The organism is Methylomonas rhizoryzae (assembly GCF_008632455.1).
Lineage (GTDB): Bacteria > Pseudomonadota > Gammaproteobacteria > Methylococcales > Methylomonadaceae > Methylomonas > Methylomonas rhizoryzae.
This window is the reverse complement of sequence record NZ_CP043929.1, coordinates 2,595,348-2,611,585: the sequence shown is the minus strand read 5'-3', so window position 1 is coordinate 2,611,585 and position 16,238 is coordinate 2,595,348. Positions and strand designations below refer to the sequence as shown.

Annotated in this window: 17 protein-coding genes and 1 CRISPR repeat array; of the genes, 12 read left to right on the top strand and 5 right to left on the bottom strand. The window is 55.1% G+C overall.

What is annotated here, in order from left to right; all coding sequences use genetic code 11:
- The first annotated feature begins 299 nt into the window (after nucleotides 1-299).
- Together F1E05_RS11640 and F1E05_RS11635 are read left to right on the top strand one after the other, a co-directional pair.
- On the top strand, nucleotides 300-539 hold the full coding sequence (locus F1E05_RS11640; RefSeq protein ID WP_150048625.1) for a type II toxin-antitoxin system Phd/YefM family antitoxin: 240 nt from the start codon (nucleotides 300-302) through the stop codon (nucleotides 537-539).
- Entirely contained in the window at nucleotides 539-820 is a 282-nt protein-coding gene (locus tag F1E05_RS11635) for a type II toxin-antitoxin system RelE family toxin (RefSeq protein WP_150048623.1), read from the top strand. Before F1E05_RS11640 ends, F1E05_RS11635 begins: the two co-directional genes overlap by 1 nt.
- Before the next feature lie 145 nt (nucleotides 821-965).
- Here F1E05_RS11635 and F1E05_RS11630 read toward each other — a convergent pair whose 3' ends face one another.
- Complete coding sequence (locus F1E05_RS11630) at nucleotides 966-1,244, bottom strand: hypothetical protein (RefSeq protein ID WP_150048622.1); 279 nt, start codon at nucleotides 1,242-1,244, stop codon at nucleotides 966-968.
- Between the two features lie 148 nt (nucleotides 1,245-1,392).
- Between F1E05_RS11630 and cas3g the strand changes: the two genes are divergently transcribed.
- Genes cas3g through csb2 form a run of 4 tightly spaced genes read left to right on the top strand, consistent with a single transcriptional unit; the run spans nucleotide 1,393 to nucleotide 8,260 of the window.
- Nucleotides 1,393-4,185, top strand: a complete 2,793-nt coding sequence (cas3g, locus tag F1E05_RS11625) for a type I-G CRISPR-associated helicase/endonuclease Cas3g (protein ID WP_150048620.1) — start codon at nucleotides 1,393-1,395, stop codon at nucleotides 4,183-4,185.
- Nucleotides 4,182-5,036: a type I-G CRISPR-associated protein Cas8g2 gene (gene cas8g2, locus F1E05_RS11620; protein WP_190303117.1), complete on the top strand. Its 855-nt coding sequence runs from the start codon at nucleotides 4,182-4,184 to the stop codon at nucleotides 5,034-5,036. The genes cas3g and cas8g2 overlap by 4 nt, the downstream gene beginning before the upstream one ends.
- On the top strand, nucleotides 5,033-6,127 hold the full coding sequence (cas7g, locus tag F1E05_RS11615) for a type I-G CRISPR-associated RAMP protein Csb1/Cas7g (RefSeq protein ID WP_150048616.1): 1,095 nt from the start codon (nucleotides 5,033-5,035) through the stop codon (nucleotides 6,125-6,127). Before cas8g2 ends, cas7g begins: the two co-directional genes overlap by 4 nt.
- A gap of 3 nt (nucleotides 6,128-6,130) precedes the next feature.
- Complete coding sequence (gene csb2 / locus F1E05_RS11610) at nucleotides 6,131-8,260, top strand: type I-G CRISPR-associated protein Csb2 (protein ID WP_150048614.1); 2,130 nt, start codon at nucleotides 6,131-6,133, stop codon at nucleotides 8,258-8,260.
- 5 nt (nucleotides 8,261-8,265) lie between these two features.
- Here the strand turns inward: csb2 and F1E05_RS11605 are convergent, their stop codons facing one another.
- Nucleotides 8,266-8,607 carry a type II toxin-antitoxin system PemK/MazF family toxin gene (locus F1E05_RS11605; protein WP_190303116.1) on the bottom strand — a complete coding sequence of 114 codons (342 nt, stop codon included), beginning with the start codon at nucleotides 8,605-8,607 and terminating at the stop codon, nucleotides 8,266-8,268.
- Nucleotides 8,607-8,915, bottom strand: coding sequence for a ribbon-helix-helix protein, CopG family (locus F1E05_RS11600; protein ID WP_150048610.1), 309 nt, complete (start codon nucleotides 8,913-8,915; stop codon nucleotides 8,607-8,609). The genes F1E05_RS11605 and F1E05_RS11600 overlap by 1 nt, the downstream gene beginning before the upstream one ends.
- A 46-nt stretch (nucleotides 8,916-8,961) precedes the next feature.
- On the opposite strand from F1E05_RS11600, the gene cas4g/cas1g reads away from it, so the two are divergent.
- From cas4g/cas1g to F1E05_RS11580, 4 genes are all read left to right on the top strand, one after another.
- Nucleotides 8,962-10,686, top strand: a complete 1,725-nt coding sequence (gene cas4g/cas1g / locus F1E05_RS11595; RefSeq protein WP_150048608.1) for a CRISPR-associated endonuclease Cas4g/Cas1g — start codon at nucleotides 8,962-8,964, stop codon at nucleotides 10,684-10,686.
- The gene (cas2, locus tag F1E05_RS11590) at nucleotides 10,686-10,982 is read left to right on the top strand and encodes a CRISPR-associated endonuclease Cas2 (protein WP_150048606.1); all 297 of its coding nucleotides are present in this window, start codon (nucleotides 10,686-10,688) and stop codon (nucleotides 10,980-10,982) included. The genes cas4g/cas1g and cas2 overlap by 1 nt, the downstream gene beginning before the upstream one ends.
- Before the next feature lie 505 nt (nucleotides 10,983-11,487).
- Nucleotides 11,488-13,556: direct repeats of the CRISPR family, unit length 36 nt; unit sequence GCCTTCCCCGGCCACCAGCCGGGGCCTCATTGAAGC.
- An 88-nt stretch (nucleotides 13,557-13,644) separates the two neighbouring features.
- Nucleotides 13,645-13,860, top strand: a complete 216-nt coding sequence (locus F1E05_RS11585) for a hypothetical protein (protein ID WP_197737357.1) — start codon at nucleotides 13,645-13,647, stop codon at nucleotides 13,858-13,860.
- Between the two features lie 65 nt (nucleotides 13,861-13,925).
- Nucleotides 13,926-14,456, top strand: a complete 531-nt coding sequence (locus F1E05_RS11580; RefSeq protein WP_150048604.1) for an REP-associated tyrosine transposase — start codon at nucleotides 13,926-13,928, stop codon at nucleotides 14,454-14,456.
- 445 nt (nucleotides 14,457-14,901) lie between these two features.
- On the opposite strand, the gene F1E05_RS11570 is transcribed toward F1E05_RS11580, so the two are convergent.
- Both F1E05_RS11570 and F1E05_RS11565 read right to left on the bottom strand, forming a co-directional pair.
- Complete coding sequence (locus F1E05_RS11570; RefSeq protein ID WP_150048602.1) at nucleotides 14,902-15,162, bottom strand: Txe/YoeB family addiction module toxin; 261 nt, start codon at nucleotides 15,160-15,162, stop codon at nucleotides 14,902-14,904.
- Complete coding sequence (locus tag F1E05_RS11565) at nucleotides 15,159-15,410, bottom strand: type II toxin-antitoxin system Phd/YefM family antitoxin (RefSeq protein WP_150048600.1); 252 nt, start codon at nucleotides 15,408-15,410, stop codon at nucleotides 15,159-15,161. The genes F1E05_RS11570 and F1E05_RS11565 overlap by 4 nt, the downstream gene beginning before the upstream one ends.
- Before the next feature lie 116 nt (nucleotides 15,411-15,526).
- Here F1E05_RS11565 and F1E05_RS11560 point away from each other — a divergent pair, with 116 nt between their 5' ends.
- Together F1E05_RS11560 and F1E05_RS11555 are read left to right on the top strand one after the other, a co-directional pair.
- A complete protein-coding gene (locus F1E05_RS11560) occupies nucleotides 15,527-15,787 on the top strand; it encodes a hypothetical protein (protein WP_150048598.1) in 261 nt (86 codons plus the stop codon).
- Nucleotides 15,772-16,179 carry a type II toxin-antitoxin system VapC family toxin gene (locus F1E05_RS11555; protein ID WP_232056636.1) on the top strand — a complete coding sequence of 136 codons (408 nt, stop codon included), beginning with the start codon at nucleotides 15,772-15,774 and terminating at the stop codon, nucleotides 16,177-16,179. The genes F1E05_RS11560 and F1E05_RS11555 overlap by 16 nt, the downstream gene beginning before the upstream one ends.
- Nucleotides 16,180-16,238: the final 59 nt, after the last annotated feature.

The following is a 16,238-nucleotide window of genomic DNA, read 5'->3' as shown; positions in this document are numbered from 1 at the left end:
GGTTCACCATTTTCGCCGACGTCGCCAGACCGCACTCAGAGAACGGGCACAGGACACCGTGCTTATTCGGCCTTCGCTGGAAAGGTCCCCACAGAATAAACTTTCAACAGCAGCCTTTCCCTGTTTCTTGTTAACGCCATGCGACCGAAGGGCGCTTACTTTGCTCAGTACGAACGGTTAGGCGGAAAAAGTCGTTTCGGGAAGTTATTTTTTGCGAAATCCTCAATAAGCCTTGTGCGCTGCCACCGCCAAATGATTAAAATGAACAAAATAATCATTTTTTTAGCCGGGAGACTTTTATGAAAACCGTCAATGCCACTCAAGCCAAACAGTTATTCGGCGAATTGCTGAACAATGCTCAACAGGAGCCGGTGGTAATTCAAAAACATCAAAAAGATTTCGCCATTTTAGTGTCGTCTTCCCGCTATCAGGAGTTGCTGGAGTTCGAAGACAAATGCCTGCACAGCCTGGCGCTAACCGCCGAACAAGAAGGCTATATCGGAACCGAAGCCGGCCGGAGCTTGTTGGATAGCATTTGATGCGCCAAATCGACTTCACCAAGAGCGCCGAGCGCAGCCTGCGCAAGCTGGCGGAAGCGGATCGGCGCATTGCCAAACAAATCAAAATCAAACTGTTGGCGTTGTTGCAGGAACCGCAACCGCCCGAATCCCTGAAAATGGTCGGCAACCCAGAATATCTGCGAATACGCGTCGGCAAGTACCGCATCATTTACCGCTACGACGCCGCCATGCTCTACGTGGTGCTGATCGCCAAGCGGGAAATCGTCTACGAGGAATTTGCCCGGCTGATAGCGCGGTAACGAGCGGCGTTGGCCGTAATGAGCAACAACAGGCATGCGCTAGCGTAGATTGCTTTAAGTGGGTAAATAGGCCTCATAGCGGTTAAATAGTAATTCTGAATATTCTCTTTGCTTAAAAAATTTTTGACTTTTTGTTTTTACGCCGCTACTGTGCACCTGACTTCACTTTTCTCGGGAGGTATGCATGCGGCATCTTTTGCAACAATTTTTTGTTCGCGCCATAAATAATTTTCTCAATTCGATTGCGGAGAACAAGCCACAAAGCTTGAGCGCTAAATCCAGTGGCGATGACATAGAAATCAATATCATTGTTCGGCGCAAGTAAATTTTTTGGGACACCCCGATACACATTTCCCAAGCTTTTAAAGATATGTGCAGCTTGGGCTTCATTGAAGTAAGCATAGTGATTATTCAAGTTACGCATGTTTATTTAAATTTCCGTGGCGTGAAAGCGCCACGGCCTCATAGGCGGAAATTTCAATAATAAAAATCTCGGTATCGGGTTTTGAGACCGAGACGTTGTAAGTTAGAGCCCAGAGCTCCCACCCTATAACCACCAAGCAAGGTAAGTTATGGCTATTGACGAAAAATTCGAGGCTTTTTTTCAGGAAATCACCGGCTTTCCGATGTTGCGTTGGCAACGTCGACTATTTCAGCAACTTTGCGAAAACCGCTTGCCGGATACGCTGGATTTACCAACCGGCCTGGGTAAAACCACGGTCATGGTGCTGTGGTTGCTGGCGCGCGCGGAAAATCCTTCACTACCAAAACGATTGGTTTATGTCGTGGATCGACGCGTTGTTGTTGACCAGGCTACGCAAGTTGCCGAGGAACTAAAAACAAACTTGCAAGAAATGCCGGAACTCAAGTCAATGCTTGGCTTGAGCGAACAAGAGTCTTTGCCGGTGTCGACTTTGCGCGGCCAATACGCCGACAACCGTCAATGGCTGGCCGACCCGACCAAGCCGGCGATCATCGTCGGCACCATCGACATGATCGGCTCGCGTTTGCTGTTCGAAGGTTACGGCGTGTCGCGCAACATGCGCCGCTACCATGCCGGATTTCTGGGAGCGGATAGTCTTTGCGTGCTGGACGAAGCCCATCTATGTTGGCCGTTCCAAGCTTTGCTACAGAGTATTGCCGCCGACAAATCGTTGCATCCAATCAACGGCAAACAGCTTCTGATTCCGCCCTTTAAATGCTTGTCGCTATCGGCTACCGGCAAGCAAACCGAAAATCAGGCCTTTGGCTTGGAAGCGGAAGATTACGATGATGCCCTGGTTGCCAAACGGTTCAATGCCGAAAAGCAATTGACGCTTGAAATCAAAAACGAAGGCGACGCGATAGTCGAACTGCTAAGCGAAAGCGCTTGGCAACTAAAAGACAGCGGCAAGCGGATTTTGATTTTCTGCAACAAGCGGGAGCACGCACAGAAAATCAAGGACGAACTGGATAAACGCATCAAGCAAGACAAAGCCCACCACCAAACCAATCTGCTGGTTGGTGGTCGCCGGGTTCAAGAGCGGCAGACGTTGGTCGAGTGGCTAACGGTTAACGGCTTCCTCGCCGGAGCTCAAACTCCGCCCAATAGCGTAGCCTTTTTAGTCGCCACTTCCGCCGGCGAAGTCGGTATCGATTTGGATGCCGACCACATGGTGTGCGATTTGGTGGCTTATGAGCGCATGGTGCAGCGTTTTGGTCGGGTGAATCGGCGTGGCGAGAAGCATGCGCAAATCAAGGTGATTGCCGTACCGCCGAAAATGCCCAAGATCCAGCGCCCGGTTGACCCTGGTTTAGCTGAGCCGCAACCGCCTGCAACCCCGCCGGAAAACTCAGACAAAGCGGTATTGAAACAATACAAGCAAGACCAAAAAGCTTTCGAGAAGGTGCAAAAAGAGTATGCGAAAGCGCACGAAGACAATGCGCAGCAACTCGCCGCTTACCAACAATCGACCAAGGCGTTTCAAAGTTATCAGGCGCAACTTGGCGTCATAAAACGATTGGGAGCTGATGCCAGCCCAAGCGCGATTGTCGCGTTAAAAAATGCCATCCCCGTTGACGAATTAAACCGCGCACTTTCGGAAGAACCTTTGAGACCTTCGTTAACCCGCCCGGTGGTCGATGCCTGGTCGATGACCTCGTTGGAACAACACTGCGCCCGCCCGGACATTCAACCCTGGCTGCGCGGCTGGCAACCCAACGATGAACCGGAAACCACCCTGGCTTGGCGAGAATGCTTACCCTGGCGCGATAACGATGCCTTACCGAATGCGGCTGAAGTGACAGCCTTTTTTGAAAACGCGCCGATTCATCTGAGTGAAACGTTGGAAATACCTGTTCGGGAGGCAATAAAAACGCTGCTCAAACGCGCACAAAAACTATGGCAGGAAAAACCGCAAGATTCGGATCAACCGGCACTGATAATCCTTAACCGATCCGGCGAATTGGTGCGTAACGGTGCCTTAATGCTCCGGCAACTAGCGGAACAAAGCAGCGACGATTTGAAAGCATTGCTGACAAATCGCCAAGCAGTCATCGCACGCTGGTTAGGCGGCCTTAAAGACGGCCTGCTGAACGATGCTGCCGACAGCGAAGAGTTAACGACGCTCGACTATCAATGGACAAGCGACTTGCAAACAACCATTGGTTATCGCATCCAAAACGATGCGGAAGCGGAACAGGACAACGCTGTTTGGCATACCGTTTACCGTTTTATCGCCAAAACCGACGCCGAAGACGAAGCAGCGGAAACCTGGCGAATCCAGGTTTATCGCGGCGCCAATTCGCAACGCCTGGGTGATCCGGCTGTTTCGCGGTTCACGCAAAGCCTAGAGAAACATCACGATTTGGCCGGACAGGAAATGGCGGCGATAGCGCAAGGCTTAAACCTCACAGCGGAATTTGTCGAGTTGATCGTCGCGGCCATGCGTCGCCATGACTTGGGCAAACAGCGGGGCCTTTGGCAAATCGCGATGAACGCTCCAGCAGACGGCCGCCCCTACGCTAAAACCTTGGGCGGCGGCAATCCGCGTTTGCTGGCCGGATACCGCCATGAATTCGGTTCATTGGCGGACGTGGCAAACGACGCGGCCATCAACCAGTTACCAACAGAGTTACAGGATTTAGCGCTGCATTTGATCGCCTCTCATCACGGTTACGCTTGCCCGGTGATTGCGCCAATCGATCCCGGCGCGCCGCCTTCAGTATTGGCCGAACGGGCGCAACAAGCCGCATTGCGTTTTGCCCGCCTGCAACGGCAATGGGGGCCTTGGGGTTTGGCCTGGTGGGAAGCGGTGTTTCGCGCCGCCGATCATCGCGCCTCGCAAATCAGCGACGAACAAGCGGAAATGGAGGGCAAGGCATGAATATCAGCGCAATCCCGGTCGATTTGACCAACCCCGGCCAAGTGTTGGCATGCATGGGTTTTTTGGAGGCATCCGAAGCCTTGTTGGGTTATGCCGAAGCGCGTTTCGATTGGCAACCGGCCACCGGTGCGCAGTTTCAGTTACGAACGGAAACGTCGGAAAATCCGTTTGCCGACTTGCTGGCTTTTTTGGCCGATGCCAAAGCCATTGCCATTGTTCCCGCAGATTGGCTGGTGCCAAGCAAAATAACCGAATTTACGATTGCCGATACCTTTCCCGCACCGGAGGCTGACGCAACTTCACTACCGATCCAACTACAAGATTCGACGGGGCGCAGTGTGTTGCTTAACCACTGGGCGGATGGCGGCGTGGATGAAACGTTCAAGCTATATGCCGGTAATCGTAGCGCGCAGAAGATCGCCAACGACATGTTGCGGGAAATTGTCGCTCTCTGGAACACGAGGCACGACGCACTGTTACTCGATCCGCTCAATGTGCTGTGCAGCATGGGCGGCAGTTTCAATTTCGATCCGAGAGGTGCGTGGATGGGGCTCGACGTGGGTTATTCGATCAACGATCTGAAAAGCAATAAGGAGTTGGAGCAAAAAGTCGTCGCTTCCCCGGTGGTTGAATTGCTGGCGGCATGGGGACTACAACACGCCCGTCCGTTTGAATTGGCGTTACGCCGATATCGCTATGCCGTTTGGAACGACTGGCTGCCGCCGCAATTGGCCCGACCGGCGTTGAGCGGGCAACTGCCTTTGGCGCACAAGCGCCAGTATCAATTCGCGCTCGATTTGTCGGGCAAAAACAAAATCGTCTGTTACGCCATTCAGGAGAATACGCCATGAGCCAAACCCAAGCACTCAGCCACGACATTATTAACCAATGGGCGGACAACCCCAAAGGTCCGGTGGCATTGATACTCAAGCAAAAACTGTTACCGGTGGACGGCGAAGGCGGCGTGATTTTTCCGCCCACCTACGCCGATATTGGGTACTCGATCGATACCCTGTCTGACGGCACAAAAGTGGCCCAAATCGACTCGGTGCCTTCGCAGGCCAACCGTAGCGAACCGGTTTTTATGGATGACGAGTACCGGGATTTGGTGCCGCAAATCGACATCAATTTGGGCAACAAGGACGACCCGGAACGTAAGGTGTCGATCTTGGAATTGGCGCACCGGGCCGGCGATGCGGTGGTAAGGTCTACCGACGAATTGGCCATGGAAATCGACGAGGCGTTTAAAACCCTTTTGAGAACTCATAACGCCGTGCCGTTGGCAAAACTGGCGCCGACTTCGTTGGTTTTCGGCGCTTGGGATTCCAGAGGTACACAAGTCAAACGACCCCGCTTGATTCGCTCGATTATCCGCGCCGAGGATGTGGAAGTGTTAAGTACAGCCGCCCAATACAACAGTGTTTGGAAGTTGTTGGACGACGACCAAAAAAAGGCGTTAACCGACGAAGCAAAAAAGCAAAAGGTAAAACTTTCCGTAAAAGGATTTAATGATGTGCCGGCCCCCAAAGGTTTGGGCGGCATCATCGCCCGTGGCCCCATTACCCGCCAAGTCACGATTAACTTGATTGCCCTGCAATCGATCAAGGGCGACAACGAAGAATCCACCGTGCGGCTAAAACGCTATTTGCTGGCCTTGGCATTGGTCGCCGCCACCGCCGAAACCGAACTGTATTTGCGCGAAGGCTGTTTATTGCGTTGCGCCGACGATGCGGACATTTGGGAGGCGGTGGCTAGACGCGGGGCTTCGCAGTTTTATAGCTTGTCGGCGGATCAAGAACGCTTGCTGATTAAAGACTATGCCCAGCAAGCGGCAACTGCTTTTGGCGTTAAGCAACCCGGGAAAACCTACCAATTCAACATCAAAAAAGCCAAGGAGTTACTCGCCAAAAAAGAAGAAGCCGATAGCGACGCCGAGGGGTGAGCCATGAACCAACAGGCTCTCGTTATTTCCGTTCGTTTACTGGATGACCGCTATCACGGCAACGGTACTTGGCCGCCGTCGCCATTTAGGTTGTTTCAAGCGTTAGTCGCAGCGGCTTACACAGGCTCCACCGCTTCCGACGCGGAAGCGGCGGCGTTGCGCTGGTTAGAGCAATTGCCGCCGCCGGTGGTGTTGAGCCCGGCCTGCAAACAATCGGCATTAACGACTTATTACGTGCCGCGTAACGGTGCCGATGCGCAACAAGGCAATTTAGCGGCGGCCGCGAAAAAACGTGACGCCAAATTAGCCAAGCCTTGGCTGTTCGACGGCCAGCAACCGCTGCATTACGTGTGGTTCTTTGCCGAACGCGCCGATGAAGCACAAACTCTGGCTGAACTGAGCGAACGACTCTATCAGCTGGGTCGCGGCGTGGATATGGCGTTTGCTTGGGCGGAGCAACTGAGTGCCGATCAAGCCAAGCAAATCATTGTTCAACATGCCGGCCCCGTGTTCCGGCCTACGCCGCTAGGCGTCAGCAATATGCTGGATTGTCCGAGTCCAAGTCGGTCTTTGGACTCGCTGTTGACCCGTTACCAAGGTCAATTAAAACGTCTGCGTAAAGGCGAATTCCACAAACCGCCACTACCGATATTTCAACCCACCGGTTATAACTGCCCATCGTCGTTGTTGTTGTTCGATATTCAAAATCAACACGGCGACGTTGCCGCGCAAACACTGACCGCTGCCGCTCAATTCACCCAACGTTTGGTTGAACTGGCAAAAAATCGCTTGAAACAACATTTTCCGGAGTACGCCGAACGTTACTTGGCCGGCATTGGCGCCAATGACGCGGACAAGGCGTTGCGCATTCGGGCAATCCCTTTGCCGTCGATCGGCTATCAACGCACCAACCCCGATATTCGCCGGGTGCTGGTTGAAGTGCCGGCCGATTGTCCGTTGCAATTGGCCGACGTGGAATGGGCATTCGCCGGCTGGCCGCTGGATGTCAATCTGGAAACCGGCGAAATCGACCCGCATACACCGGTTTTGGTCAAAGCGAACGATCATAAGATGTTGGAGCATTACGGCATAAGCGGACAAAAAGCCGCCCGCGTTTGGCATACCGTAACGCCGGTTGTCTTGCCTCTGGGTAAAAGCTTTCCTGCGCAGTCCGGCGCCGAACGGGTTTTGAAACAAGGCCAATTGCATCACGCCGCCCGCCAAGCCTTGCGGCATTGCGGCATTACCGCGCCGGTGCAAATCCTAAGCATTCAGCGAGAACCTTTCGATAGCACCGGCACCTTGGCTGAAGATTTTGCTTTCCAGCGCTTTGATCGTTCCCGGCTTTATCATTTGGAACTGGCATTTCCAGAGCCGATGACCGGCCCGTTGGTCATCGGTGACGGACGCTATCTTGGGCTGGGCCTGATGCGACCGGCGACCGAGTCACCCCGTTCCGTCATGCGCTTTGCCATCAATCCAAGCAATCGACCTACGTTGCAAAGTCGGTCGGATATGCTGCAAGCCGTTCGCAGAGCCTTGATGAGCTTGGATCGGCAATTATTCGGGCAGGCAAGCCGCTTGATTTCAGGCCATGAAGCGGACGGTTCCGCCGACCGTTCGGGAAATCACCAACATATCTTTTTGGCCGCCGACGATAACGACGGCGACGGTTTGCTGGATTGCCTGCTGGTGGCGGCGCCATGGGGATGTGACCGTAACGCAAAATACTCGAACGGCGACCGGGAGCGTTTCGAAATGGTGGTCAGCCGATTGATGACTGTTCGGGCCGGCGCGTTGGGGATCATTAGCTTGCAACTCCAGGACGACACGGCGAACCATGAAGATTCGCTGCTAAGTTCGGCAAAGCGTTGGAAAACTATTTCAGCCTACCGGCCCACCCGCTGCCCAAAAACGTTGGCTCAAGCGGACGACGCGATACGTGTCGATGTGGTTAACGAATGCCTGCGTCGTGGTTTACCGGAACCGAAGGTGGAAATTTTGAATATCCACCAAGGCCGCAAAGGCGGCATCAAAGCCCAGCTCAGCCTGAGTTTTGCGGTCGCAGTCGCCGGACCGTTGTTACTCGGTAAAGACAGCCACGAAGGCGGCGGCTTGTTCGGAGCGGAGTAATGCCCTCACCACAACCCCATCACCCCCCGCAAACTCTTCTCCACCGCCGCCAGTTCCTCGGCGGTGACGGTGGCGAGTGGGCCTTCGCCGAAGCGGTCTCTGTCGAGGGCGCGGGGTTGGTCGGTGATGACTTGGCAGGATTTAAGCAGGCGGCCGCGCGGCGGCAGGGTGACGCGCCAACGCTTAAACAGTGGGTAAACCTGCGTGGTCAACGGCAGCACGACCACCATCGGCGTAATGGTTTCGTTCAATTCGTCGGTCTGGATAATCAGCACCGGTCGTGCTTTGCCGATTTCGCGACCGCGGGGCGGGTTCAAATTGCCGACCCATATTTCTCCGCGCTTCATCATTCCCACCATTTTTCGTCAGGGTCGATGCCGGCGGCGCGTTCTTCGGCAATCAAACGATCCAGAGCGTCGTCGGCGGCATCGAATTCTTCGGCAATGGCCAAGGCTTCGCGGCGGATTTCCGGGTCGGCGTATGCCGTGCGCACTTCCGCCACCATTTCCGCCATAAACCGCTCCCGCTCGCGACGGGCCAGGTATTCGATGATCGCCAAGCGGGCGATTTCCGATTGGCTTTTGCCTTCCAGTTGGGCTTCGGCTTTGAGATTGGCTTCGACATCGTCGGGTAAACGCAGGCTGATAGCAGGCATGGCGGACTCCAGGTAATACGCTGATGATGACAAATTGTATTACAAAATGACTGACAACGAACGCCCGCCCGTCCAACTGGAATTGCCTTTGCCCTTCCCGGAATTGTCCGGCGACATGCCGTTGCTGCCGGCGCGGATGATCAACGAATACCAGTACTGCCCGCGTTTGGCCTATCTGGAATGGGTGCAAGGCGAATGGGCGGCGTCGGCGGACACCGTGGAAGGCGACCACGCCCACCGCCGGGTGGATAAGCCGTCCAAGCGTTTTCCGGAAGCCGACGAATTGGATGACACCGAGAAGTTGCACGGCCGCTCGATCACACTATCGTCCAATCGCTTGGGTTTGATCGCCAAGCTGGATTTGATCGAAGCCGAGGACGGCATCGTCACACCGATCGATTACAAGCGCGGCAAGCGCCCACACGTGGCGCGCGGCGCTTACGACCCGGAACGGGTGCAACTCTGCGTGCAGGCCATGGTGTTGCGCGAACACGGTTACGTCTGCGAGGAGGGCGCCTTGTACTTCGTGCAAAGCCGGGAACGGGTGCGGGTGGTGTTCGACGACGAGCTCGAGCAGCTCACCCAAAACGCCATCAACGGCCTGCGCCTGATTGCGGCTGGTGGTCACATTCCCGATCCGCTGCTGGACAGTCCCAAGTGCTCCGGTTGCTCGCTGGTGGGTATTTGCCTACCGGACGAAGTCAATTATCTGCGCCACGCCGACTTGGAACCCCGGCCGCTGGCGGTGATGCGCGACGAAGCGCTGCCGGTTTACGTGCAGGCCTACAAAGCCAAGATCGGCAAAAAGGGCGAGGAACTGGAGATCAGCATCGACGACGAAAAGGTGCAGACCGCGCGGCTGGTGGATGTTTCCCAAGTCGTAGTGATGGGCAACGTCTACATCACCACGCCGTGTTTGCAAGACTTGATGAAGCGCGAGATTCCGGTCAGTTGGCACAGTTACGGCGGCTGGTTTGTCGGCCACACCGTCGGCACCGGCCACAAGAACGTCGAGTTGCGCACCGCCCAGTACAAAGCCAGTTTCGACGACAAAACCTGTCTGGCGATTGCCCGCAATCTGGTGCGCGCCAAAATCCAGAACAGCCGCACTTTAGCGCGGCGCAACTGGCGCTCCGACGTACCGGTGGAACCCTTGCTGGACGCCCTGAAAAACCTGGCCGACAAAGCCTTGCGCGCCACCGACTTGCCGCAATTGCTGGGGATAGAAGGCGGGGCGGCTGCCCAATATTTCGCCGCCTTCGATCAATTGATCAAAAAACCGGACGACAGCAAGCAGCTGAGTTTTGACTTCAACACCCGCAACCGGCGACCGCCCACCGATCCGGTCAATGCCTTGCTGTCGTTTGCCTATGCCATGCTGACCCGCACCTGGACCATGAATTTGAGCGCGGTCGGCTTGGACCCGTATCGCGGCTTTTACCACCAGCCGCGCTATGGCCGGCCGGCGCTGGCATTGGATTTGATGGAACCGTTCCGGCCCATCATCGCCGATTCCACCGTACTGCAAGTCATCAACAACGGCGAGGTGCGTCCCACCGATTTCGTCAGCGCCGCCGGCAGCGTCAACTTGAACGACGGCGGCCGCAAGCGCTTCATCGCCGCCTTCGAACGCCGCATGAGCCAGGAGATTACCCATCCGCTGTTCGGTTACAAAGTCGATTACCGGCGCCTGTTCGAAATCCAGGCCCGCTTGTTCGGCCGCTATTTGCTCGGCGAACTCCCGGAATATCCCAATTTCACCACGCGCTGATGGCGGCCTACGAACATCTTTACATCATCACCTACGACATCCGCGACCCCAAGCGCTGGCGCCGGGTATTCCGGTTGATGAAAGGCTACGGCGAATGGCTGCAACTGTCGGTGTTCCAATGCCGGCTCAGCCGCAAGCGCCACGCCGAATTGATTGCGCTGTTGGACGGCATCATTCACCATAACGAAGACCACATCTTGATCGTCAACATCGGCCCGGCGGAAACCGTCAAGCCGTCGGTGGTCAGTTTGGGCAAGGATTTTGAGGTGGTGGCACGGCAGCCGGTGATCGTATGAGGTTACCGGGACGAGTGGCACATCGGTCATCCGTTAGTCGAAGTGAGGCCGGTTCAACCTGTAAAAACCGGCCGGTGGTTTTGGTTGGGTCTGGCGTACAGTCGCCCCGTCTCCTATCGCCACCCGTCGATTGTAAACGGATAAACCGTCTATGTATCGATGATTTCGATTCCGATATGGTCAATTGGAACGGCAAGCAGTCAGGCCGATGAACATAAAACGGTCGCAATATGCTGACTGGAGGCCAACGCTATTCGCGGGAATGGATCTCTGCCACAATGGTCGTCAAATCAAGATTACGACCGTTCGCCGCGATAGCGCGAGCGCTGCGGTGCCGCTCAATAGCCGGGCAGGTCTCGCAACCCGTCAGCTCTTTAACAATCAGCAACTTGGAAACTTCTGTTGGCGCTTTACAGACATTTCCGCTAGATTTGATCAGCGGTTGGGCACAGCCCTCGCAAACGCCCCCTGCAGGCCACGCCATCTAAGGCGTACAGCCCGCGCTGCCTTCCCCGGCCACCAGCCGGGGCCTCATTGAAGCTTAACCGAGCGCTGGCAGCGCTTTATCGCCTTCATTCGCCTTCCCCGGCCACCAGCCGGGGCCTCATTGAAGCCAGCTGGAGCTGCAAGACGGCGAGGTCGCACTCCACGCCTTCCCCGGCCACCAGCCGGGGCCTCATTGAAGCTACCGCCAACACATTGGATGCCATTACCAGAGCAACCAAGCCTTCCCCGGCCACCAGCCGGGGCCTCATTGAAGCATTGGTTTGCGACAAAATCGCGCCGCGCAAGTCATGCCTTCCCCGGCCACCAGCCGGGGCCTCATTGAAGCGATCAGGATTTCCAGCTGCTGCAGCCGGGCGTTGATTGCCTTCCCCGGCCACCAGCCGGGGCCTCATTGAAGCTCAGGGTTGTGCTTGAAAATTTTTTCACCAACTTCTGCCTTCCCCGGCCACCAGCCGGGGCCTCATTGAAGCCACTTTATCACCCACGCCCGCACGGTGCTCGCTCGGTGCCTTCCCCGGCCACCAGCCGGGGCCTCATTGAAGCTTTCATTTCCAGCACGGCTTTGAACGACTGGAATACTTGCCTTCCCCGGCCACCAGCCGGGGCCTCATTGAAGCAGGTACATCCACCACCATTTGCCCGCGGCTTTCGATGCCTTCCCCGGCCACCAGCCGGGGCCTCATTGAAGCAACAGCGGCGTCAGTCATCGGCGGGCGCTGCAGGTGAGCCTTCCCCGGCCACCAGCCGGGGCCTCATTGAAGCATGCTGCCGACCAGGCCGGTGAGTTGACTGGCCCAGGTGCCTTCCCCGGCCACCAGCCGGGGCCTCATTGAAGCAAGCCGGTTGATCGTGGACATACAGCGTTAATCAAAGCCTTCCCCGGCCACCAGCCGGGGCCTCATTGAAGCGCGCTTTAGGTCGTGAAAGGTAAATCTGATAAAGTCTAGCCTTCCCCGGCCACCAGCCGGGGCCTCATTGAAGCCGTGCCACATCATCACAGCTACGGGCTTTAAACAGTCGCCTTCCCCGGCCACCAGCCGGGGCCTCATTGAAGCTCCGCCTACGTGCTGCGCTACCTGCGAGCCGCCATGCCTTCCCCGGCCACCAGCCGGGGCCTCATTGAAGCTACACCTCGTAATTTCACCCCATCCGTTACCTGCGGCAGCCTTCCCCGGCCACCAGCCGGGGCCTCATTGAAGCCGGATGTGGTGGGTAGTTACGAAACCCATCGCCACAAGCCTTCCCCGGCCACCAGCCGGGGCCTCATTGAAGCTCATCGGATAATTTGCCCCGTTCCCGTCCGAAATAGCCTTCCCCGGCCACCAGCCGGGGCCTCATTGAAGCTAAGTCCTTATCGGCCATGTTTGCGTTTTTTGCGGCGGCCTTCCCCGGCCACCAGCCGGGGCCTCATTGAAGCACGTCAACCGCGTTATTCAGTTGATTTTGTCGGTGTCGCCTTCCCCGGCCACCAGCCGGGGCCTCATTGAAGCAGCCCGCTCAGGGTTTGCGAATATTGGCAGTCAATCGCCTTCCCCGGCCACCAGCCGGGGCCTCATTGAAGCTTCCTGGCGAATAAACGGCGCGACCGAACCGTCGGTGCCTTCCCCGGCCACCAGCCGGGGCCTCATTGAAGCAGGTCATCAGAATACATAGCAGGCCGGATTTAGCCGCCTTCCCCGGCCACCAGCCGGGGCCTCATTGAAGCATTGAGTTCTCGGGGCTAAGTAGGGTGGCTCGGTGTGCCTTCCCCGGCCACCAGCCGGGGCCTCATTGAAGCCTGACTATCCGAGAAGTGCCGTTCTTGTATTCCCTCGCCTTCCCCGGCCACCAGCCGGGGCCTCATTGAAGCGATAGATTGTAAGCGAAATTCAATCGCCGCTAATCTTGCCTTCCCCGGCCACCAGCCGGGGCCTCATTGAAGCCGGGTTAGCAGCTCAATCACAGGCGTTAGCGAAATCATGCCTTCCCCGGCCACCAGCCGGGGCCTCATTGAAGCGTAGTAATCGATGACTCGTATCTCTTTGCCAATAAGCCTTCCCCGGCCACCAGCCGGGGCCTCATTGAAGCATGAGTCTCGACGCGGCCGGCTTCACCGACAACCTGAAGCCTTCCCCGGCCACCCGCCGGTTTGATTTTTCGCTAGTGGATAGGTATCGTGACCACTCACCTTTCCCGGGAGACGGTTATGGAATTTAAAAGGCAATATATCGTTAACGAAGACAGCCAGAGAGTCGCGGTACAACTGGATATTGACACCTTCGAAAAGATTGAAAATGTTTTGGAAAATTATGCTCTGGTGCAATTAATAAATGCCGACGACAGCGAAACCTTAAATATCGAGGATGCTAAAAAGGACCGTAGGTACGATTAGCGAAGCGTAATCGGACGAATGTTTAAACCTAACAAACACTCAAACTCTTAAAACACTAAAAAACCATGCCCAATTACCGACGCGCTTTTATTCTGGGTGGCACATGGTTTTTTACGGTGAATTTGTTGGCGAGAAAGAATAACGATTTGTTGATCCGGGAAATCGATTTATTGCGAGACACGGTGCGTGCGGTGCGTAAGCGTTACTCTTTTCAAATCGATGTCTGGGTGGTATTACCGGAACACATGCATGCGGTTTGGACGTTACCGCCGGGTGATGCGGATTTCAGTAAACGCTGGCGATTAATCAAAAGTGGATTTTCTCGTGCATTGCCAAAAACCGAGTATCGGTCGAATGTTCGAAAGAAGGCTGGCGAACGTGGAATCTGGCAGCGACATTTCTGGGAACATTCAATACGCGACGAATCAGACTTTGAACGCCATATTGATTATGTGCATATCAATCCGGTTAAACATGGGCATGTCGCCAAAGCCGTCGAGTGGTCTTATTCGAGTTTCCATCGGTATGTGGAAAAGGGAGTTTATTCGCGTAATTGGGGTGGAGATTTGGATTTGATGGTGGAAGGGGATGATTAACATTCGTCCGATTACGCTTCGCTAATCGGACCTACCAAGTTTTATTTTCTAACTTTAAATTCCGGGATGGTTTTTCTCCCCTTTTGCCGCGCCGAGCACCGGAGGGTTTGGACGGACAAATCGGCAGGATAGCCGATTTGCATGCGCAGCACCCGCAGGGCGAGGTACATGGATGTTCCGAGTGAGCAGCCCGCAGGGGCGATGCAGGGATGCCCTTTCGAAAACCCCGTTCAAACCCTTCGGAGCGAAGGATCAAAGCGGCATGGGGCGGTCTTTCTTTTGGGTACTTTTCTTTGGCCGTCCAAAGAAAAGTACCTCGGCTGTCGGGCTGACAAATCGGCAGGATAGCCGATTTGCATGTGAAGCACCCGCAGGGCGAAACACATGGATGTATTTCGTGAAACCGACATTAAAATAACCGTCGCGGCAGCGACACAACCGAAACTCAATACTCATAATGAAACCGCAACTGCGCAATCAACAACGTATTCCCGGCAATCTTATAAACGATCCGATGCTCGTCGTTAATCCGCCGCGACCAATAGCCGGACAAGCCGTGTTTCAGAGGCTCCGGCTTGCCGATACCCTCGAACGGCTGGCGCTGGATTTCCTTGATCAATTGGTTGATACGTTTAAGAATGGCCTTGTCGGTGGCTTGCCAGTATAGGTAGCTGTCCCAGGCGTCGGAGGAAAACCTGATTTTCACTCGATCAACTCATGCTCCGCGCCTTGGCCGGATTCCAGCTCGGCGATGGATTCCAGCAAGCGGCGGGCGTTGGCGGGCGAACGCAGCAGGTAGGCGGTTTCCTCCATGGCTTGGAAATCTTCCAAAGACAGCATCACCACCGGAGATTCGCTTTTGCGGGTGATGATGATGGGGGCATGGTCGGCGCAAACCTTGTCCATGGTTTTGGCTAAATTGGCGCGAGCGGCGCTGTAACTGATGGCGTCCATTGATGCTCCTGTTGTACAAAAAAGTGTACGATAGCTTAACCCCCGACGGTTGGGGAGTGCAAATTGGAAAACAGGCTCAACCGCGCCTAACCTACACCGCATAAGAGCAATTAGCGATGACAACCATTCAGATCAAACTTAAAGACGTTTACGTGGATCGTTTATTGGCGATTATTTCCGAACACGACGAAATACCGATTGAGGCGATTGCTGTAGATGGCACCGCTGAAACGAGCAATTTAGACAAACAGAACAAGAAGCGGACCTTACTAAGAATCGCTAAAGCTTGCGCCGACTTGCCGACGCTGGATACCAGTTCAACGGACGCTATTTTGGGCTATGCAAGCAGCGAAAGCGGTTTATGGGGCAACGATTGATGGTCGTCGATTCATCCGCCTTGATCGCGGTGTTGCTGATGGAAGCAGATGCCGATCAACTGTTAAACCAACTCGTTGATGCCGAAGAACTCTATTTGAGCGCGGTCAGTTTGTTGGAAACGGCTATTGTCATCGAACACAAAAAAGGTCTGGCGGGTGCGGAAAAACTGGACGAATTACTCGCGGAACTGGCGGTTAACGTGGTCGGATTCGATCGAGGACAGGCCGCGCTGGCCAGATCGGCATGGCGCGAATTCGGCAAAGGTCGGCATCCGGCCAAACTAAACTTCGGCGATTGCTGCAGTTACGCATTGGCCAAGCAGCTTGGCAAACCTCTATTGTTCAAAGGCAACGATTTTGCGCAAACCGATATGGTTGGGTGCTCCGATTAAATTCGGCGTTAATACGTTAATCCCTAGCCAGCTTACAAAACTCTACTTTAACAACACAA